This window comes from Clostridium manihotivorum (genome assembly GCF_004015185.1).
Taxonomy (GTDB): domain Bacteria; phylum Bacillota; class Clostridia; order Clostridiales; family Clostridiaceae; genus Clostridium_AR; species Clostridium_AR manihotivorum.
Map to the genome: position 1 here is coordinate 1,822,231 of NZ_CP025746.1, position 21,454 is coordinate 1,843,684.

14 protein-coding genes are annotated in these 21,454 nt (G+C 33.6%); 13 read left to right on the forward strand and 1 reads right to left on the reverse strand.

Annotation, left to right across the window (positions count from 1 at the left end; genetic code table 11):
• Nucleotides 1-283 precede the first annotated feature (283 nt).
• From C1I91_RS08140 to C1I91_RS29710, 7 genes are all read left to right on the forward strand, one after another.
• Nucleotides 284-2,236, forward strand: a complete 1,953-nt coding sequence (locus C1I91_RS08140) for a DNA gyrase/topoisomerase IV subunit B (protein WP_128212429.1) — start codon at nucleotides 284-286, stop codon at nucleotides 2,234-2,236.
• Nucleotides 2,237-2,253: 17 nt separating this feature from the next.
• Nucleotides 2,254-5,184, forward strand: a complete 2,931-nt coding sequence (locus C1I91_RS08145; protein WP_128212430.1) for a DNA topoisomerase IV subunit A — start codon at nucleotides 2,254-2,256, stop codon at nucleotides 5,182-5,184.
• Nucleotides 5,185-5,194: 10 nt separating this feature from the next.
• Nucleotides 5,195-5,761 (forward strand): DJ-1 family glyoxalase III, encoded by a 567-nt coding sequence (locus C1I91_RS08150; protein ID WP_128212431.1) that lies wholly within the window; start codon nucleotides 5,195-5,197, stop codon nucleotides 5,759-5,761.
• Between the two features lie 124 nt (nucleotides 5,762-5,885).
• Nucleotides 5,886-7,097, forward strand: a complete 1,212-nt coding sequence (locus C1I91_RS08155) for a M16 family metallopeptidase (protein WP_128212432.1) — start codon at nucleotides 5,886-5,888, stop codon at nucleotides 7,095-7,097.
• Between the two features lie 11 nt (nucleotides 7,098-7,108).
• Nucleotides 7,109-8,884 carry a single-stranded-DNA-specific exonuclease RecJ gene (recJ, locus tag C1I91_RS08160; protein WP_128212433.1) on the forward strand — a complete coding sequence of 592 codons (1,776 nt, stop codon included), beginning with the start codon at nucleotides 7,109-7,111 and terminating at the stop codon, nucleotides 8,882-8,884.
• Between the two features lie 471 nt (nucleotides 8,885-9,355).
• A complete protein-coding gene (gene ltrA, locus C1I91_RS08165; RefSeq protein ID WP_420808452.1) occupies nucleotides 9,356-10,297 on the forward strand; it encodes a group II intron reverse transcriptase/maturase in 942 nt (313 codons plus the stop codon).
• A complete protein-coding gene (locus C1I91_RS29710) occupies nucleotides 10,294-10,767 on the forward strand; it encodes a group II intron maturase-specific domain-containing protein (protein WP_420808453.1) in 474 nt (157 codons plus the stop codon). The genes ltrA and C1I91_RS29710 overlap by 4 nt, the downstream gene beginning before the upstream one ends.
• Before the next feature lie 493 nt (nucleotides 10,768-11,260).
• Here the strand turns inward: C1I91_RS29710 and C1I91_RS08170 are convergent, their stop codons facing one another.
• Nucleotides 11,261-11,443, reverse strand: coding sequence for an alpha/beta-type small acid-soluble spore protein (locus tag C1I91_RS08170; protein ID WP_128212434.1), 183 nt, complete (start codon nucleotides 11,441-11,443; stop codon nucleotides 11,261-11,263).
• Nucleotides 11,444-11,821: 378 nt separating this feature from the next.
• Here C1I91_RS08170 and C1I91_RS08175 point away from each other — a divergent pair, with 378 nt between their 5' ends.
• The 6 genes from C1I91_RS08175 to C1I91_RS08200 all read left to right on the forward strand — a co-directional run bounded on the left by C1I91_RS08175 (nucleotide 11,822) and on the right by C1I91_RS08200 (nucleotide 21,452).
• Complete coding sequence (locus C1I91_RS08175) at nucleotides 11,822-12,907, forward strand: undecaprenyldiphospho-muramoylpentapeptide beta-N-acetylglucosaminyltransferase (RefSeq protein WP_164880484.1); 1,086 nt, start codon at nucleotides 11,822-11,824, stop codon at nucleotides 12,905-12,907.
• A 364-nt stretch (nucleotides 12,908-13,271) separates the two neighbouring features.
• Complete coding sequence (locus C1I91_RS08180; protein WP_128212435.1) at nucleotides 13,272-13,697, forward strand: flavodoxin; 426 nt, start codon at nucleotides 13,272-13,274, stop codon at nucleotides 13,695-13,697.
• A 126-nt stretch (nucleotides 13,698-13,823) separates the two neighbouring features.
• Nucleotides 13,824-17,345 (forward strand): pyruvate:ferredoxin (flavodoxin) oxidoreductase, encoded by a 3,522-nt coding sequence (gene nifJ / locus C1I91_RS08185; protein WP_128215942.1) that lies wholly within the window; start codon nucleotides 13,824-13,826, stop codon nucleotides 17,343-17,345.
• Between the two features lie 368 nt (nucleotides 17,346-17,713).
• Nucleotides 17,714-18,100 carry a DUF1292 domain-containing protein gene (locus C1I91_RS08190; protein ID WP_128212436.1) on the forward strand — a complete coding sequence of 129 codons (387 nt, stop codon included), beginning with the start codon at nucleotides 17,714-17,716 and terminating at the stop codon, nucleotides 18,098-18,100.
• Between the two features lie 522 nt (nucleotides 18,101-18,622).
• Nucleotides 18,623-19,447: an aminotransferase class IV gene (locus C1I91_RS08195; RefSeq protein WP_128212437.1), complete on the forward strand. Its 825-nt coding sequence runs from the start codon at nucleotides 18,623-18,625 to the stop codon at nucleotides 19,445-19,447.
• Nucleotides 19,448-19,547: 100 nt separating this feature from the next.
• Nucleotides 19,548-21,452: a flagellar assembly protein A gene (locus C1I91_RS08200; RefSeq protein WP_128212438.1), complete on the forward strand. Its 1,905-nt coding sequence runs from the start codon at nucleotides 19,548-19,550 to the stop codon at nucleotides 21,450-21,452.
• Nucleotides 21,453-21,454: the final 2 nt, after the last annotated feature.

Below are 21,454 nucleotides of genomic sequence, written 5' to 3' on the forward strand. Positions count from 1 at the left end.
ATGAAGAAGTAATTGCAAAAATATTACAATTATCTTGATAATGAGTACAATATTAATTACAATTACAGAATGTAGTATATATTTTTTGTTCTTAAAAAATTGATTGAGATTAAATTCTATCTTTGTAATGAATGCGAACAAACGTTTGACATAGAGGGAGAAATTATTTATACTTTCTTAATGAGGAAGCAAAGTTTAATAAGATTTAAGGGTTTAAGCGGTGGATACGAAAATTAGTATATAAGATGTTATATATAGGTATAAATCACTTTGGAGGTTAAATATGGAGAAAGAAATTTTGAATAGCAGTTATGATGTTACAGACTTAACTTCACTTGAAAAACTTGAGCCAGTAAGAATAAGACCAGGTATGTATATTGGTTCTACTGGAAGCAAGGGACTTCATCACTGTGTATGGGAAGTCTTGGACAATGCTATAGATGAAATAACAAATGGTTTTGGAGATAAAGCAGTGGTTATCTTGAATAAAGATAAGAGTGTAACTGTTCTAGACAATGGTAGGGGGGTTCCTACAGGAATACATCCTATAAAGAAAAAGTCTGGTGTTGAAATGGTATATACTGAACTCCATACTGGAGGAAAGTTTAATAATAAAAACTATAAAACTTCTGGAGGTCTTCATGGTGTAGGGGCAGCAGTAGTAAATGCATTATCAAAATGGCTTGAAGTGGAAGTTTATCAAAATGGAAAGATATACAAACAAAGATTTGAGTATGCCATGGATAAGCAATTAAAGAAGCTTATGCCTGGGACACCTGTAACTAAGTTAGAGGTAATAGGCGATACTGAAAAGACTGGTACTAAGGTTACTTTTATGCCAGACGATGAAGTGTTTTCCAGTACAGATTTCAAATTTGATGTTATAGATGAAAGACTTAAGGAATTAGCTTTTCAGAATAAGGGAATACGTCTTCAGTTTATAGATGATAGAAAAGAAGAAAGAGTGGAAAAAGAATACTACTCAGAAAGAGGTCTATTAGACTTTATAGACTACTTGAATGAGAGTAAAACACCTATTCATCCAGCACCTATACTATTTGAAGGGGAGAAAGAAATAGATGGATTGAAGATGTATGGAGAAGCATGTATACAATTTACAGACTCTTCTACTGAGTATATAGCTAGTTATGTAAATAATATTCCTACCACTGAAGCTGGAACTCATGAAACTGGTTTTAAAACTGGTATGACTAGATCTTTTAAAGAATGGGCTAAAAAACTGGGACTAGTTAAAGAAAAGGATAAAGAGTTCGAAGGAGACGACCTTAGAGAAGGTATGACTGCCATAGTAAGAATAAAGATATCTAATCCTATGTTTGAAGGTCAGACCAAAACAAAGCTGGGCAATAACGAAGCTTATACTATGATGAATGAGCTTGCTTACATACGATTTTCAGAGTGGATCGAAGATAACAAAGAAACTGCTACAGCTATAATCAATAATGCCCTTGATGCAGCAGCCAGAAGAGAAAAGATAAAGAAGATAAATGAGGCTGAGAAGAAAAAGATAGGTAAAGGTACAGCACCTCTGGCTGGTAAGATAGCTGTATGTACACTAAAAGATAATACACATACTGAGTTCATAGTAGTTGAGGGAGATTCCGCTGGTGGATCTGCTAAGCAGGCAAGAGATAGAAGATTTCAGACTATAATGCCTTCTAAAGGTAAGATAATGAATACAGAAAAGCAGAAGTTAGAAAATGTTCTTGCCAGTGAAGAGTTAAAGATTTTTAATGCTGCCATAGGCACTGGTACGCTGGACAATTACAAAGAGAAGGATTTAAAATATGATAAAATCATAATAATGAGTGATGCCGATGTTGATGGTTATCATATTAGAACCTTATGGATGACATACATTTATAGATATATGAGACCACTTATTGCAAATGGTCATCTTTACTTGGCACAGCCTCCACTATATAAGGTCTATAAGAATACAAAAAGTGGAGAGGTTTTTCAATACGCTTATAGCGACGAAGAACTTGAAAAAGCAAAGAAGAAGGTTGGAAAAGGTGCTCTGATACAGAGGTATAAGGGATTAGGAGAGATGAATCCTGAGCAGTTATGGGATACAACCTTAAACCCAGAAACAAGAACACTTTATCAAGTCAATATAGATGATGCAGCAAAGGCTGAAAAAATGGTTTCTTTATTGATGGGAGACGTGGTTGAACCAAGAAAAAACTATTTGTATAAGTATGCTGAGTTTTAGACGGGGGGAATAACTTTATGGCAAAAAAGAATGAGGCAATTCCAAAGGACAATAATATAATTCCAATAGCTATAGAAGAGGCGATGCCTGACAACTATCTGCCATATGCAGTAGAGGTGGCTAAGGATAGAGCACTACCAGACGTAAGAGATGGACTTAAACCTGTTCATAGAAGAATTCTTTACGGAGCATATCTTCTAAGAGCATTTCCAGATAAGCCTTACTATAAATCTGCTAGAATAGTAGGAGATATATTAGGTAAGTTCCATCCTCATGGTGACTCATCAGTTTACGAGGCTATGGTAATACTTGCTCAAAACTTCACAACTAGAGAGCCTTTAATAGACGGACATGGAAACTGGGGCTCTATTGATGGTGATAGCGCTGCTGCTATGAGATACACTGAGGCAAGGCTTTCTCCTATTGCTATGGAGATGATTAAGGATATAGATAAAGGCATAGTAGATATGGTTCCTAACTACTCAGATACAGATTGGGAGCCTAAGGTTTTACCTAGTAGATATCCTAATCTTTTAGTTAACGGTGCCTTTGGTATAGCTGTTGGTCTTGCTACTAATATACCTCCTCACAATCTTAAAGAAGTTTCTGATGGAGTTTTTGCTTATATTGAAAATCCAGAGATAACTACAAAAGAATTGATGCAGTTTGTTAAGGGACCTGACCTTCCTACAGGCGGTATACTTATAGGGAAAAACTCTATGCTTTCAGCCTATGAAACTGGTGAGGGAAAAGTTTCTTTGAGAGCTAAAACATCCATAGAAAAGCTTGACAATGGCAGAATAGGTATAATTATTACTGAATTCCCATATAGAAGAAATAAGGCCAAGTTGCTTCAGCTTATCTCAGAAATGACTGGAGATAAGAGACATTCTAAGGCTTTGGAAGCTATTACGGATATAAGAGATGAGTCTGATAGAACTGGTATAAGAGCAGTTATAGAACTTAGAAAAAATGCAGATGAAACTGTTGCAGATAAGGTGCTTAAGTATCTATTTAAAAAGACAGATCTTCAATGCAATATTAGTTTTAACATGGTTGCCTTGGCAGATGGTAAGCCGGAGACTATGGGCTTAAAAACTATAATTGGGCATTATGTGAATCATCAGAAGGATATTGTTAGAAGAAGAACTATAAGGGAATTAGAAGTAGCAGAAAAGAGATTCCATATAGTTGAGGGCTTCATAAAAGCCATAGATATAATGGATCAAATCATAGAGACTATAAGGGCATCAAAGTCAAAAAAAGATGCTTCTATAAACTTGATAGATAGATTTGGATTTACTGAAATTCAGGCTGAAGCAATATTGGAGCTTATGCTTTATAGATTGACTGGTCTTGAAATAAAGGAGTTCCAAAAAGAACATAGAGAATTAGAAAAGCTAATAAAAGCTTTAAGAAAGATATTAAGTGACGAAGGCGAGCTGCTAAAAGTAGTTAAGGAAGAACTTAAAGAAGTTACTGATAAGTTTGCTAGTCCTAGAAGAACCGCCATTATAGAAGATGACAGTGAGGCTAAGATAGATATAGAAGAGCTTATCATAGAAGAAGATGTTATGGTAACCCTTTCAAACGACGGATTTATAAAAAGAGTTCCACTAAAATCTTATAATAGGTCTAACTCTAACCCAGAAGATATAGAGTATAGAGAAGGCGATTACCTTAAGTATATATTTACTTCAAATACAAAGGAGAGTTTGATTTTCTTTACGGATAAAGGAAATATGTATCAGGTAAAATGTAATCTTATACCTGAATATAAGTGGAAAGATAAAGGTGAAAGGGTAGATGACATAATAAGAGGATTATCCTTAGAAGAAGAAAGTGTTGTTATGGCACTTTCAGTTGATAACTTTAGTCCAAGTAAGCTATTTAAGTTTATTACTTCCAAGGCTGTTATAAAGAAAACTTCTATGGACAAATTTATTACTGCTTATTCGAAGCTTTTAGCAATAAGGCTTAAGGACAATGAGAAGCTTGTTCATGTAAGCTTAGTAGATGCTAATGAAGAAGAAAAAGTTATTCATATAAAGACTAAACTAGGATTAGATTTTAAGGTTGAAGAGCCTATTGTAGATGCAGTAGACAGAAATATAATGGGTGTACAGCTAAGTACAATAAGTCAAGAAGATGAGGTTTCTTTAGTAGAGTATGTCAATGAATATGATTTTGCTGATTTTGTTGTGGGAGTAAATAAAAAAGGCAACTTGAAGGTTTACCAAAAAGCAGCAAGGGATGCATTCATGAAGACCGCTACGGTTTCAAATGAACAAATTATGATATTTACCTCGAAGGGAAATGTTTATAAGATACCTAGTTATATGATACAAAACCTGTCGGAAGAAATTAATATAAGCTTATTAGTGGATGGCTTTGAAGACAGTGAAGAGGTAATCAGCGTCTACTCAGAAAAGGACTTTAATGATAAAAAATCTGTCATATTCTTTAGTAAAAATGGTCTTGTAAAAAAGACATTAATGAAAGAGTTCGAAGGCAACGCCAATTCTTTAGTGGCATACAAGTTGAAGACTGACAAGGATGAACTAGCTTCTGTAAAAGTTTATGATAATATAACCGGTATAGATATATTGATGGTTACTAAAAAAGGAATGTTGATAAGATTTGCTGAAGAGAATGTATCTCCAATGGGAAGGGTAGCTTCAGGAGTTACTGGTATAAGCTTAAAAGAAGATGATCAGCTGGTTTTTGGAACAGTTTTAAAGTCTGTTATTGAAAGTAAAAATAACAAGGGGTATAATGAAGTTGCTGTAGAAGTAACTTATGCAGAAAAAGTTATATTATTTTCGAGTATTGGTGAGAAAAAAGAACTTATGCTTAATGATATTAAAATACAAAACAGAGCTGGCAGAGGTAACTGCGTATTTTCTGTAGTACCTAATGAGTATATAAAAGAGGTACAGCTTAAATAGGAGGTATTCTATGAAAAAGGTTTTATTATTACTTGCAGAGGGCTTTGAAGAGATTGAAGCGCTAACTGTAGTTGATGTACTTAGAAGAGCTAATGTTCAATGTGATACCTGTAGTATTAAAGAGAGAGAAGTTTCAGGCTCTCATGATATTGTGGTTCAAGCAGATATTACTTTGGACAATGAAGAGCTAAATAGCTATGATGCCATTGTGCTTCCAGGAGGAATGCCTGGGGCAGCTAATTTGAGAGAAAACATAAGAGTGGTAGAACTTGTTAAGGATTATTACGCTTCAGGAAGAATAGTTGCTGCAATCTGTGCTGCACCAATAGTTTTAGCTAAGGCAGGAATAATTGACGGTAAGCTTGTAACTTCATATCCTTCCTTTGATAAACAATTAGAGCATTGTATTTATAAAGATGAGCTAGTTGTGGTTGATGGTAATATTATAACTAGCAGAGGACCTGCAACTGCATTACCTTTTTCCTATAAATTACTTGAGAAATTAGGTTGTGACACAGAGGTAGAGGACTTAAGAGAAGGTATGATGTACAACTTTTTGATGGATAGCAAATTATAGAATTTTCTTTCAGCTAAATAAGTATTAAAGGTTATGTCATTTTAATAGGGTCTTTAAAACATAAATATTTTTGTTCCTAGGGGAGATCCTCTAGGAACTTTTAAATTCTCTCTTGGAGGTTTTTATGGAGAAAATAGTTTTAGATAATGGTGTTAGACTTCTATATGAATATAGAAGTGCTGATATCACTTCATTTTGTATTGGCTTTGAAGCGGGAGCAAATATGGAGCAAGGATTTAATCTAGGAACCGCTCATGCTCTTGAACATATGCTTTTTAAAGGAACATCAGAGTTAACTGAAGATGAAATTAATTTAAGAAGCGATAGATTATTCGGTTTTAACAACGCAATGACAAATTTTCCATACTGTATATACTATGGAACCACCGCAAATGAAGATTTTGTAGAAGCCTTTTCTTTATACTCAGATATAATAATAAATCCAGCATTAAGTGAAGTTGGATTTAAAGAAGAGATGGATGTAATACTTCAGGAATGCAAGGAATGGAAGGAAGACTTTGAACAGTATTGTGAGGATGAGATACTATTCAATTCTTATGGAAGAAAAAGAGTTAAAGAAATAATAATAGGTACCGAGGAGTCCATAAGGAACATTACTCTAGCTGAGCTCAAAAGGTTTTATAATAAATATTACGTTCCGAAAAATTGTGTGATTTCAGTGGTATCAAATATTCCTTTAAAAGAAATTATTGATGTAGTAGAAGCTAGATTTAAAGAATTTAAAGGTACTTATACTGAGGTTATATTTGATAATGAAGATATAAAGGAAGGAACGTACTATAAAGAGATAGATGGCTTTGAAGGAGCTAAGCTTCAATATATATTTGACATAAGCATGCTTAATCATAAAGAAGTTGAGGCTCTTAGAGTATTTAATACTTGGTTTGGTGAAGGCGTAAGCTCTAGACTTTTTGATGAGGTTAGAACTAAAAATGGATTAGCATATGAAGTTTCTAGCTTGATAAAAAATGAAAAAGGAATAAAGCTGTTTTCTATAAACTGCAGCACTTCAAAAGTTAATGTAGAAAAGACCATCAATATAATAGATGACCTCATCAATACAGCTGCTAAAAACTTTGAAAAACTAAGTGAAAAAGATATGGCCTTTTTAATAAAGAGGCTTAAACTGAAAAGATCCTTAGAACTCGAAAGAAGTATAGTTCTAGCTAATAGATTGACTATCTATGAAATCATGTACGGTGATGGAGATTTAGTTAATGCTGAATTAAAATTTAAATACAAATTAGAAGTTAAAGATATAATAGAAGTTATAACAAAGGTGCTTGCTAAAGGTTCAAAGCAAGTACTATGGTGATGGAGAGATGTATGAGTGAAAATTGGCTTTTAATAAACAAAGGAATAGCAGAGGCTAATAGATTAGTTAGTGAATTGAATATAAGTCAATTTACTTCTAGACTATTGGTAAATAGAGAAATAAGTGACTTGAAGCAAGCAAGGAAGTTCTTGTTTGGAAATATTGAAGACTTGCATGATGGTCACTTAATGAAGGATATGGATAAAGCGGTAGCTATAGTAAAGAATGCTATCCATAACAATAGTAAAATGGTGATTTATGGAGATTACGATTGTGATGGAGTAAATAGTACTGTAATTTTCAATAATGCATTAAGAGTCTGCAAGGCTAATTTTAGCTACTATATACCTAATCGTGAGGATGAAGGCTATGGTATGAATAGCAATAGAATAAAAAAGCTTAAAGAGGAAGGTTATGAACTTATTATAACCTGTGACAATGGTATCGCAGCCTTTGAACAAGTGGAATTAGCAAAAGAATTAGGTATGGGTGTTATAATAACAGATCATCATGACATACCAATTTTTAAAGAAGCTGATGGAACAGTGATAGAAAAATTTCCAGAGGCCGATGCTGTTGTCAATCCAAAGCGCCCTGACTGTCAGTATCCATTTAAAAAACTTTGTGGTGCAGGTGTAGCTCTTAAGTTTGTACAATGTCTTTATGAAGCTTTAGGGATACCTAAGGAAAGGTCTTATGACCTTTTGGAATTTGCAGCTATAGCTACGGTGTGTGACGTAGTAGATTTGGTTGATGAAAATAGGATAATAGTAAAAGAAGGTCTTAAAAGAATAAATAAAAGTGAAAACTTAGGGCTTAAGGCTTTGATGAAACAAACTAATTTAGATGATAAGACTATAAGTGCCTATCATTTAGGATTTATAATAGGACCTTGCGTAAATGCTACAGGAAGACTTGAAACTGCTGATCTATCTGTTGAGCTTTTGCTTACAACAGATACTGAGAGAGCAAATGAATTGGCTAAAGAGCTTCATGAGCTTAATCAAAGAAGACAAGATATGACTACAGAAAGTGTAGAACTTATAGAGCATCAGATAGAACAAAATAATATGACAAAAGATAAGGTCTTAGTGGTATATAATGATAGGATACATGAAAGTATAGCTGGTATAGTGGCAGGAAGAATAAGAGAAAAGTATAATGTTCCAGCTATAGTTTTGACCAAGGGAAAAGAGATGGCAAAAGGCTCTGGAAGGTCGATAGAAGAATATAATATGTTTGAAGAACTTTCAAACTGCAAGGAGTACTTAGATAAGTTTGGTGGGCATCCTATGGCGGCAGGGTTGTCTATAGAACTTGATAATATACCAAAGCTAAGAGAAAAATTGTTAAAGACCTGTAGGTTAAAGGATGAAGATATTGTTCCTAAGATAAGAATAGATCTAAAGCTTCCCTTATCATACATTAACGAGCAAGTAGTCAATGAACTTGAAGAGTTAGAGCCTTTTGGTAAAGGAAATACTACTCCTATATTTGGAGAGAAAAACGTTGAAGTATTAAGGCTTTGGACCATAGGGAAAGAAAAGAATATATTAAAATTTAGATTCAAGATATTAGGCAGTAATTATAGTATGGATGGTATATGCTTTAATAAGTATGAAGAATTCAAAGAGCAGTTTATTAATAAGTACGGTGAAGAGGCCTTTTTAAATATCTTAGATAGCTCCTTCTGTAACTTCAAGATGGATTTTCTTTTCTACCCTTCTGTTAATGAATACAATGGTAACAAGAGTCTTCAAGTTATAATAAAGAGTATAAGGCTGTAGTTGCTTTTAGGAGCTGTCGAACTAATTGATTAGTGCACAGCTCCTTTTTGTGTGCCCAGCATGGGCAACAACTTGGCGGTGAAAGTCCGCTGTGGGCTTGGTAGTGGGAACCACTAGCTAAGGGCAAGGGTGTCCATCGTGAGGTGGAATCTGAAGGAAGCCTAAGGCAAAATCTCGGTCTGAGGGATACGAACTACATATAAGGCTTACTAGGGACGGACGAGTTTGCAAAACAAAACAAAGTCCTACACTATCCCAAATTTCTAGGAGTAAATGTAGCAGATATATGAGATGAAGGTTGTTGTTCTTACCTGGGGAGGTCTGATAGATACATTGCTGATAAGATGAATTTCTAAAGCGATAACCTACATAGTGATATGTAATTGAACTATCAGAAGTCAGCAGAAGTCATAGTAACTCCGCTAATCGCGATAGCGGATGAAGGACTGAACTTTAAGGAGGTTTTCAAGTTTGAAAGTTTCGCAGAGTACTCAAAGATTGCAGAAAACTAAATACTTAGGCTCTAGTGCCCAAGATAGAGTGGAACTCGAAGATAAGCAAAGAGTGCATAGAGAATTCTCGGCAACTCCAAAGGAGAAAATCAGTGGATTTGAATATGGCTCACTAGAAAGGATATTATACAAGGATAATATGAACTTGGCTCTTAAAAGAGTAATATCTAATAAAGGTAGCCATGGCGTGGACGGAATGACAGTTTATGAACTTAAACAATTTCTGAAAACAAACTGGGTATCTATTAGAGAGAGTATTCTTAATGGTGAGTATAGACCAATGCCAGTTAGAAGAGTAGAAATACCAAAACCTAATGGTGGTACTAGACTCTTAGGTATACCTACAGTTTTGGATAGACTTATCCAACAAGCTATTGCTCAAGAATTAAATAGTATCTATGATAGAAGATTTTCTGAAAGTAGCTTTGGTTTCCGCCCTCAAAGAGAAAGTGCTAAAGACGCAATTAAGAAAGCAGAGCAATATATCAATGATGGCTATAGGTGGGTTGTTGATATGGACTTAGAGAAATTCTTTGATAAGGTTAACCATGATATCTTAATGTATAAATTATCAAGAAGCATTAAGGATAAGAGAGTATTATCCCTAATAAGGAAATACCTTCAGTCAGGAATAATGATAAATGGTGTAGTGGTAAGAAATGAAGAAGGAACTCCACAAGGAGGACCGTTGAGTCCATTGTTATCTAACATAATGCTAGATGAACTAGATAAAGAGTTAGAAATGAGAGGTCATAAATTCTGTCGCTACGCGGACGACTGTAATATCTATGTTAAAAGTGAGAGAGCAGGTAAAAGAGTCATGGAGAACATAACTGCTTTTATTGAAGGCAAGCTCAAACTTAAAGTAAATAGACAGAAGAGTGCAGTAGATAGACCTTGAGAAGAAAATTTCTAGGATTTACATTAAACCTAATGTATGGAAAAGCATATGCATCTATATCAAAGCAATCACTGAGTCGACATAAAGATAAAATCAAAGAGATACTATCTAGGTCAAAACCGATGACTTTGGAACAAAGAATAGAGAAGCTTAACTTAATTAATGTTGGGTGGATTAACTATTATGGAATAGCCAAATGCAAAGGAATAGTAGAACACATAGATATTTGGATAAGGCAAAGATTAAGAATGTGTATATGGAAACAGTGGAAGAAAGTTAGAACTAGATATAAAAACCTTAAGAAGCTGGGACTTGAACACTATCAAGCTATAAAGTTTGCCAATACCCGTAAAGGATACTGGCGAGTAGCAAATAGTGCGATTTTAAACACAACTCTTACAAATCAATTCTTCTCGGACATAGGATTGAAAAGCCTAGTGCGTCAATATATTAAAATTCAATCAACTTAAGGAACCGCCGTGTACCAGACCGGTACGCACGGTGGTGTGAGAGGACGCTGAATAAAATAATTATTCAGCTCCTACTCGATTACATAAAAATAAATCCAGCATTCGCAGGGGTGCTGGATTCAATAGATTTGTATTCGCGCTATTTCTGATTTGAGAAAATCAAGCAATGCCACATACTTTTTGGCATCTTATATGTAATGATATACCACTTTAACCTGAACTCTATCTTTAAAACGTCTTTAGTTTTGAAAATTAAAAATTGATAATATAAATTTCATTATGAAGTTGTATAACCATAAATAAGCCTCAACCCCCATTTTTACTATAAATTCTTAAGAAGTTATAAATATAAGAAGTTATAAATATAAAAATATAAGTTTTTATAAAGTAATAAATTTGGTATGCATTTAATGATATTGAAGTTAAATGGTTATCATCGGATGACTGACCACTTAATTTCAACACAGTACTTTAACAGAGCCTAAAATAAAGTTTATAGACTCTTTTCGTAGTCTTCGATCATCTTTTTAACCATGGCTCCTCCAACTTTACCACATTGGTTTGCAGAAACATGACCATCAGCTTCTGAAACTGGAACACCAAGCTCCCTTGCTATTTCATATTTAAATTTAGCTAATCCATTTTTGTTATCTGGTATTAATATCTTTCCTGGCATTATTAATCACTCCTTTTTATTAATTTGATTCCTATAGTAATTATTATTTTTGGAGTATCAATTAAAATTTATATATCAATAATAAGAACTCTTTAATAGTATTGCTGAAAGTAAAGATTATATGCTCGTACTTGTATAATATTGGTTTAGCAATTGGTGTATGGGTTTTTACTTTTTTCTAGTTTACACATATACTTCTTTAGAAATAAAAAATCATATTAGTTACTTGTCCAATATCGTTAATGAATCCGATGAATGACCACTTAATTTCAACAGTCACAAAATTAAATAAAAAAATAAGTTCATCTTTTATAAGGATTTTAATATAATATAGATGGTTATAATTGAAATAGTGCAAAGTTTTAAGGGGATGATTTTTTGAAGAAATATAAAATTATTATGACTGGAGGAGGAACAGCTGGGCATGTTACTCCTAATTTAGCTTTAGTTCCAGAGCTTTTAAAAGAAAATTTTGATATAAAGTATATTGGTAGTAAAGACGGAATGGAAAAAGATATAATCAAAAAAGCCAATATAGAGTACTTTGGCATATCTAGTGGTAAACTCAGAAGATATTTTGATTTAAAGAACTTTTCGGACCCATTCAAAGTGCTGAAGGGAATGCTAGAAGCTTATAAGATAATAGCAAAAGAAAAGCCTGATGTAGTTTTTTCTAAGGGAGGCTTTGTTACTGTTCCTGTTGTTATAGCCGCATCTATAAAAAAAATACCTGTTGTGACTCATGAATCTGACATGACTCCAGGGCTTGCAAATAAAATTGCAGCTCCTTTTTGTGATAAATTATGTGTGACTTTTCCGGAAAGTCTAAAATACATAAAGGATAATAAAGGGGTATACACTGGTACACCTATAAGAAAAGAACTCTTTGACGGAAGCAGGTTAAAGGGGAAAAAAGTCTGCGGCTTTACTGATGATAAACCGATTTTATTCATAATAGGTGGAAGTCTTGGCTCAAGAGCTATAAATGAAGCTATAAGAAGCTCTTTAGATGAGCTGCTAAAAAAATATAATATTATTCATATCTGTGGAAAAGGAAACTTAGATTCAAAGTATAAGGATTTAAAGGGATATGTTCAATTTGAATATGTTTCAGAAGAGCTTCCAGATTTAATGAATGCTGCTGATTATATTATTTCAAGAGCCGGAGCTAATGTGATATGGGAAGTATTGGCGCTAAAGAAACCAAACATACTTGTACCTTTATCCGCTAAAGTTAGTAGAGGAGATCAGGTGTTGAATGCAGACTCCTTTAAACAGAATGGATATAGCTTAGTTATCCAAGATGAAGAACTAACTAAGGAAAAACTTATTGAACAACTAGACATATTAGCAAAGGATAAAAATAAATTTATAAAAAATATGAGAGAAAGTCATGGTAAAAATGGCGTTTCTAATATAGTATCTGTAATATTAGAAGCAGTAAATGGGAAAAAGAGCAATTAGTATAGGCTCGTAAATTTTTTTATTGTTTCAAATTTATGTTATATACGGGCTTTGTTTAAGTATTAAGGAGATTTCTTTGTACTTTGGAGAATAATATTTCTAAAAATGCGGAATTGAGAGAAAATTTAAACAAAAAAATGATTTTTCAGAATAAATAGCATTAACAAGCAATCAAGGGATTTTATAATGAAAATAGACGGTATTAGGCAAGTTTCTGCTGTTTAAGAATTATTTTCGTAAATATATTAGAATATGAAACTTGAAAAAAATTTTCCATACTGTATAATATTTATGTGGACAAAGGGCAGATTTGTAGCCACAAGAAGTTGTTAAGAATTTAACAAGCAAATGAGGTGCTGTTACGATGAAGAAAGTATCAATAATTTACTGGAGTAACGGGGGAAATGTAGAAGTCTTAGCAGATGCAATAGCAGCTAGTGCTACTGAAAATGGAGCGCAAGTTACCATAAAGCATGTAACTGATGCTACTGTTGAAGATGTTATGAATGCTGATTCCGTTGCTTTTGGAAGTCCATCAATGGACAATAATAGAATTGAACAACAGGAGATGGAACCTTACATAAACCAATTCAAGTTGTTGCCTAACAACGGCAAAAAACTAGTTTTATTTGGATCATACGGTTGGGATGAAGGTCAATTCATAATCGATTGGTCAGATAGAATGAAAGATTATGGGTTTGATGTAATTGATATTCTTGCAGTTAAAGAATCACCTAGTGATGCTCAGATTGAAAAGGCGAAGATGCTAGGAGAACAACTTGCAAAATAAAACTTTCACTAATAATCAAAAATAACAGTCAATCTTATTTTTCTAAAAATTAATTTTTTAGAATATCTCATCATACAAAACAAATATCATAAAACAATTTAAGAAAGAGGGGTCAGCGCGATGGCAATTAGAAAGATGAAAACTATGGATGGTAATACTGCTGCAGCTCACATAGCATATGCATTTACAGACGTAGCAGCTATCTATCCAATCACTCCATCATCACCAATGGCAGAACATGTTGATGAATGGGTCGCTCAAGGAAGAAAGAACATATTTGGACAAACAGTTAAGGTAATGGAGATGCAATCAGAAGCAGGTGCTGCTGGTGCAGTTCACGGTTCATTACAAGCAGGAGCTTTAACTACTACATTTACAGCTTCTCAAGGTTTATTATTAATGATACCAAATATGTATAAGATTGCTGGTGAGTTATTACCAGGAGTATTCCATGTTTCAGCTAGAGCTTTAGCTGCAAATTCATTAAATATATTCGGTGACCATCAAGATGTTATGGCTGCAAGACAAACTGGTTTTGCAATGTTAGCTGAAGGTTCAGTACAAGAAGTTATGGATTTATCAGCTGTTGCTCACCTTACAGCTATAAAATCAAGAATACCATTTGTTAATTTCTTTGATGGATTCAGAACATCACATGAAATACAAAAGATAGAAGTTTTAGAGTATGATGAACTTGCTAAACTTCTTGATACTGAAGCTGTAGAAGCATTCAGAAGAAGAGCTTTAAATCCAGATCATCCAGTAACAAGAGGAACAGCACAAAATCCAGATGTATACTTCCAAGAAAGAGAAGTTGTTAATAAATTCTATGATGCAGTACCAGAAATGGTTGAAGGCTACATGGCTGAAATGACTAAATTAACTGGTAGAGAGTATCATTGCTTCGATTACTATGGAGCACCAGATGCTGACAGAATTATAGTTGCTATGGGATCAGTTACTGACCTTGTAGAAGAAACTATAGATTACTTAAATGCTAATGGAAACAAAGTTGGTCTAGTAAAGGTTAGATTATTCAGACCATTCTCAGTTGAAAGAATGTTAAAGGTTATACCTTCAACAGTTAAGAAGATAGCTGTTTTAGATAGAACTAAGGAACCAGGATCAGCTGCAGAACCATTATTCCTAGAAGTTAAGAATGCTTTCTACGGAAAAGAAAATGCTCCAGTTATAGTTGGAGGAAGATATGGTTTAGGTTCAAAGGATACTGTTCCAGCTCACATAGTTGCAGTTTATGAAAACTTAGCTAAGAACGAGCCTAAAGATGGATTCACAGTTGCTATAGTTGATGATGTTACTAATACATCATTAGATGCTGTAAGCAATGATATAGATACTACTCCAGAAGGAACTAAAGCATGTAAGTTCTGGGGACTTGGATCAGACGGTACTGTTGGTGCTAACAAGAGTGCTATAAAGATAATCGGAGACCATACAGACATGTATGCTCAAGGTTACTTTGCTTATGATTCAAAGAAATCTGGTGGTATAACTGTATCTCACTTAAGATTTGGTAAGAAGGCTATAAAATCACCTTACTTAATAAACAAGGCTGATTTCGTTGCTTGTCATAACCAATCATATGTGTACAAGTACAATGTATTAGATGGATTAAAGAAGAATGGAACATTCTTACTTAGCACTATCTGGTCACCAGAAGAATTAGAAGAAAAGTTACCAGCAAGCTACAAGAGATATATAGCTACTAACAACATTAAGTTCTATACTTTAAATGCAGTTAAGATAGCTCAAGAAATCGGTCTTGGTGGAAGAATAAACATGATAATGCAATCAGCATTCTTCAAACTAGCTGATATAATCCCTGTAGAAGATGCAATTAAGTACTTAAAGGACGCAGTTGTTTCTTCATATGGTAAAAAGGGACAAAACGTTGTAGATATGAATAACGCTGCTATAGACAAGGGTGTTGACTCAATTGTTGCTATAGAAGTACCTGCTAGCTGGGCTAATGCTGTTGATGCAGAAGTTGCAGATGCAAAGGTTAAGCCAGAATTCGTAACTAAAATAGTTGAACCAATGAACAGACAAGAAGGAGATTCACTTCCAGTTTCAGCATTCTTAGGTGGAATGGAAGATGGTACTTTCGAAAATGGTACAGCTGCTTACGAAAAGAGAGGTATAGCTATAAACGTACCAGAATGGCAAGCAGATAAGTGTATACAATGTAACCAATGTTCATATGTATGTCCACATGCTGTAATCAGACCATTCTTATTAAGTGAAACTGAAAAGAACAATGCTCCAGAAGGAATGAAGATAGTTCCAGCTAAGGCTCTTAAGACTGCTGAACCAATGTCATTCACAATGGCTATAAGCCCACTTGATTGTTCAGGTTGTGGAAACTGTGCTCAGGTTTGTCCAGCACCAGAAAAGGCTCTAATCATGAAGCCACAAGAATCACAACACGTTGAAATACCAACTTGGGAATATGCTACTGAAAAGGTTGCTCCAAAAGCTAACCCAATGAACAAGAACACATTAAAGGGAAGCCAATTTGAACAACCATTACTTGAGTTCTCAGGTGCTTGTGCTGGTTGTGGAGAAACTCCATATGCTAAGCTTGTAACTCAATTATTTGGTGATAGAATGATGGTAGCTAATGCTACTGGATGTTCATCAATTTGGGGAGGATCTGCTCCTTCAACTCCATACACTAAGAACCACAATGGACATGGTCCAGCATGGGCAAACTCATTATTCGAAGACAATGCTGAATTTGGAATGGGTATGTATCTTGGAGTTGCTGCTATAAGAGAAAGATTAGCTGTAACAGTTAAATCTGCTTTAGAAGCTGATTTAAGTGAAACAACTAAGGCTGCTTTAGCTGACTGGTTAGAAAACATGAACAACGGTGAAGCTACTAGAGACAGAGCTAACAATGTTATCGCTGCTTTAGAAACTGAAACTGCTGAAATAGCAAAAGAAATATTAAAAGAAAAAGATTTCTTAGTTAAGAGATCACAATGGATCTTCGGTGGAGACGGTTGGGCTTACGATATCGGCTTCGGTGGATTAGACCACGTTCTTGCATCAGGAGAAGATATAAATGTTCTTGTATTTGATACAGAAGTTTACTCAAATACTGGTGGACAATCATCTAAGTCAACTCCAGCTGCTGCAATAGCTAAGTTTGCTGCTAGCGGTAAGAGAACTAAGAAGAAAGATCTTGGAATGATGGCTATGAGCTATGGTTATGTATATGTTGCTCAGATTTCTATGGGTGCAGATAAGAACCAAACTCTTAAAGCTATAGCAGAAGCTGAAGCTTATCCAGGTCCATCATTAATAATAGCTTATGCTCCATGTATCAACCATGGATTAAAAGCTGGTATGGGTAACAGCCAATTAGAAGCTAAGAAAGCTGTTGAGTCAGGATACTGGGCTATGTACAGATTTAACCCAGCTCTTAAGGAACAAGGAAAGAAGGCATTCTCACTTGATTCTAAGGAACCAACTGCTGACTTTAAGTCATTCTTAATGGGCGAAGTAAGATATGCTTCACTTGCTAAGGCATTCCCAGAAGCTGCAGATGCTTTATTTGAAAAGACTTACCAAGATGCAATGGAAAGATTAGAAAACTACAAGAGACTTGCTACTCAAGAATAGTTTTTAAAGATATAAAAGGATCAGTCTAACTGGTCCTTTTATTTTTTTAAAATGAGGATGCGCAAAAAATATAGATTGATTGAATTAAAAATATCAGTTTGCTAAAACTATTTAAGAAAATAAGGCTAAGATTTCAGGTGTTATTAAAATTATTTTGTAGAAATTAATATATTAGCCCTTTGACGCTTATGCAAAGAATTAATATGGAGATATCCAGTATTTAGGTGGATTGTGTAGGTTGAAAATAATAATATTTATTATTGAGTAAAAAAAGCTTTTATTAATCGTAATATTAGGGTAAAATTAAAACATACTATTTTATTAAAGGAGGTGAATTTCACACATCGCTTAGATTGTGTGAATCACATATGTCAGATAAAGAAAAGAATACTTGCGGATGTGGCTGTGGCTGCGAAGAAGATAATAATTTAGAATTAGTAAAAGAAGAAAATACATGTGGTTGCGGCGACGAAGATTGTGGCTGTGAAGATGAAGGCTGTGGATGTGGTCATGACCATGATCACGAGCATGAAAGCTTTGTTGTAGACTTAGAAGATGAAAATGGCAACGTAGTTAGTTGTGAAGTTATAGATGCTTTTGAGTATAAAGAAAAAGAATATGTTCTAGTTCAAAATCCTAATGACGGATCAGTATACTTATTCAAATCAGAAGGCGAAGAAGGCGAACTTGCTATTCCTGATGATGAAGAATTTGAAGAAGTTACTAAGTATTACGAATCTGAATTAGCTCAATAGGAATAAAAAGGTGGTTTATACCGCCTTTTTTTATTGCCCAATAATTTCTAATGAAATCAAAGCTTTAAAATTGTATGTAGTAAAAAATAAAACTTATTCGCCTGTCAGAATTTCTTCACGTACGTTGAGAAAAGGCAGATGCGCAAAAAAAGTAGCTGAATAAGATCGCTTCGGCTACTATTTTACTGTTTAGAGCAGTATAATTTTATTGCTAGCTAAACCTAGTAATATTAAGGGTTTATAACAGCTGTTTAGGGTAAACAGTAAAAAATAAAACTTATTCGCCTGCCAGAATTTCTTCACGTACGTTCAGAAAAGGCAGATGCGCAAAAAAAGTAGCTGAAGAAAGTTCGCTTCAGCTACTTTTTTATTATCACATAATTGTATGGTAATTGTTTATTAATATATAATATATATAGGAGTTATTGCTTTAATATGAAAAACCTTGAAGGTTTTATTTATTTCACACAGTAATTAGGCAGAAAACTTCAAGTATATTTATTATATAGAGGAGAGTAAAAAATGAGTGAATGTTATTCAAATAAATTTATTTTAAATGGAACATCTAGAGATATAGAAAAGTTTGACGATAATATATTAAAGAGAAAAGGAATAGTCTATGAAGTTATAAGAGTTATAGATGGAGTGCCACTTTTTCTTGAGAAGCATCTTGAAAGAATGAATAGATCTTTTTCTTTGATAGGTAAAGAGATAAAGCATACTAAAGAAGAGATTAAAGAACAAATAATGTCACTAATAAAAGAAGTAAATATATTGAACGGCAATGTAAAGCTATTAATAGATTCTGAAAGTATGGAGAAAAATCTTCTAGTTTACTTTGTTAAACATTCTTATCCTACAGTGGAGCAATACAAAGCTGGCGTTAGTACTACACTATTCTTTGGTGAAAGAGAAAATCCAAATGCAAAAATAGTTAACACTAATTTTAGAGAACAAGTAAATAAACAAATAGAAAAAGCTGATGCATATGAGGCTATACTTGTTGATAGAGATGGTTTTATAACTGAGGGAAGTAAATCTAACATCTTTATGGTAAGAGGAAAAGAAATATTAACTTCGCCATTAGAAGATGTTTTACCAGGAGTTACAAGGGGCTCTATTATAGACATATGTAAAGATAATAACTTTTCTATTAAGGAGGAAAAAGTATCATATAAGGATATTGTATTTTTTGATGGGATGTTTATTACAGGGACTTCTCCTAAAATACTTCCTATTTCAAATGTTGATAGAATAATTTTAAATTCGTCAGAAAATGAAATTGTTTTAGAACTAATTGATCTATATAATAAAAAGATTGATGATTATATAAGAAAATATAAATAGGAAGTTTAGTTAAATTATAATTTCTATTAAAAAATTAAATTACAATTAAACCTTAATATGGTATACTAAAAGCAACAATTAATGATTGGGGGAGTTATAAATGAAGGAATATTTATATGAAGCTTTCACAATTGAAGAATGTATACGGCTAGCTGAAGATGATCTTGATATATCTTCTGACGAGTTTGATTATGAAGTCGTCGAGAAGAAAGGAATGCTTAAGAGAAAATATAAAATTAAGGTTTTTCCTCATGAAAAAGATGGTGAGAACGATGGAGTTGTCTCTATCAAAAATGGGGTTTTTAAAGTAGTTGATCCCAAAAATCAAGGCGCGCTTGCTAAAATATATGTTTCAGATAATATTAATCTTTATATTGATGATAAAAAAGTTGAAGATTTTTGTAATATATCCGAAAATAATGTTATAAGGTATGATATTATAAATCAAGAAGCTAAAAGAGAGGTTAATATAGTAACATCTAATGATGATATGACTGCAGTGGCTTCTATAAAATATATACCTAAAAGAATATATATGATATCTGATTCGGATAATACAAATGTTTTAGAACTTAAACTTGAACTGGAATATGAAGAATATCCTCCTAAGTATACAGAAATCGAAATGAAAAAGATTTTGGCTGAAAGAGGAATTGTAAGTGGTCTGATTCTTGATAATCTAAAACAACTATGTTCTGGTAATACTGAAAATGAAGTATTAGTGGCAGAAGGAAAAAAGGCAAAAGAAACGATTCAAGATGAAATAAGCTTGCTATTCAAAGGCAAAGGTATCAAAACAGTTGATGACAATGAAAAGGTCGACTTTAGAAATATGAACTATACTCCTAATGTAGCAGAAAATGAGATTATAGCAGTTATAAAAAAAGGTGAAGAAGGTAAACCTGGCATAGATATTTATGGTAAGATTATTAAAGTTGAACCATATAAGGAACTAAAATTAACTATAGGTGATGGCTGTAAACTAGATGGAAGTAATGTTGTTGCTTGTATTGATGGAAGACCAGAGTTCAAGAACAATATTATTACTGTTAATAGAATATATGAAGCAACCTCAGACGTAAATATGGCTAGTGGTAATTTGACCTTTACAGGAGATATACATATTGGAGCAAGTGTAAGCCAAGGTATGACTATTAAGGCAGGAAAATCAATTAGCATTGATGGGGCTGTGGATGGATCTCATATTATTTCTAACGACTCAACAGTAATTAATGGAAATATAATTGGTTCTACTATTGAGGCTGGTGGAAAAGACTTTTTAGTACAACAGCAAATTGAAGCTTTAAATGAGCTTAAAATATCAATAGTAAACCTTTCTAGCACTGTGTTAGAGATAAAAGAGCATAATCTATTAGGAGCAGGTAGAACCGATGGTGAAATAATAAAGGTTTTAATAGAAAATAAATTTAAGAATATTATCACCAATTCGCTGAATATAATAAGACTTTTTTCTAAGGGTGATGAGGCTTCTAAAACCTTAAGTAGGTTGGTTAGGCAGATGCTTATAGGCCTAGGGCCAACTACTATAAAGCACTATAGTGAGTTGGACAAACTAGTGGTTTTATCAGATAACTTGATTAAAGGCCTTGAAGGTAGTGTGAATGTACCAGCGGATATAATTATTAACTACTGCCAAGACTCTACATTAAGTTCATCTGGGAGTATATACATAAATGGTAAAGGTCAGTACATATCACACTTAACATGTAGTGGAAGTATAATTTTCACTCAAAATGGAAGTGTATCTAGAGGTGGATATCTTAAAGCTGAATCAGAGATAAGATGTAAGACTATTGGTAGCACTGGTGGTGTTAAAACCAAAGCTTCTGTAGCAAAAGGAGGACATATATATGCAGATATTGCATATCATAATACGATTTTTGTAATAGGAGAAAGAGAAATAATTTTAGACGAACCTTCAAGGAATCTTCATGTATACATGGATGACCTTGGAGATATAATAATAGATAAGCTTCGTTTATAAGG

Excerpts from the sequence above, each read along its gene's own strand:
- C1I91_RS08140 (WP_128212429.1), top strand. The coding sequence starts at position 284 with ATGGAGAAAGAAATTTTGAATAGCAGTTATGATGTTACAGACTTAACT.
- C1I91_RS08145 (WP_128212430.1), top strand. The coding sequence starts at position 2,254 with ATGGCAAAAAAGAATGAGGCAATTCCAAAGGACAATAATATAATTCCA.
- C1I91_RS08150 (WP_128212431.1), top strand. The coding sequence starts at position 5,195 with ATGAAAAAGGTTTTATTATTACTTGCAGAGGGCTTTGAAGAGATTGAA.
- C1I91_RS08155 (WP_128212432.1), top strand. The coding sequence starts at position 5,886 with ATGGAGAAAATAGTTTTAGATAATGGTGTTAGACTTCTATATGAATAT.
- recJ (WP_128212433.1), top strand. The coding sequence starts at position 7,109 with ATGAGTGAAAATTGGCTTTTAATAAACAAAGGAATAGCAGAGGCTAAT.
- C1I91_RS08170 (WP_128212434.1), bottom strand. The coding sequence starts at position 11,443 with ATGCCAGGAAAGATATTAATACCAGATAACAAAAATGGATTAGCTAAA.
- C1I91_RS08180 (WP_128212435.1), top strand. The coding sequence starts at position 13,272 with ATGAAGAAAGTATCAATAATTTACTGGAGTAACGGGGGAAATGTAGAA.
- C1I91_RS08190 (WP_128212436.1), top strand. The coding sequence starts at position 17,714 with ATGTCAGATAAAGAAAAGAATACTTGCGGATGTGGCTGTGGCTGCGAA.
- C1I91_RS08195 (WP_128212437.1), top strand. The coding sequence starts at position 18,623 with ATGAGTGAATGTTATTCAAATAAATTTATTTTAAATGGAACATCTAGA.
- C1I91_RS08200 (WP_128212438.1), top strand. The coding sequence starts at position 19,548 with ATGAAGGAATATTTATATGAAGCTTTCACAATTGAAGAATGTATACGG.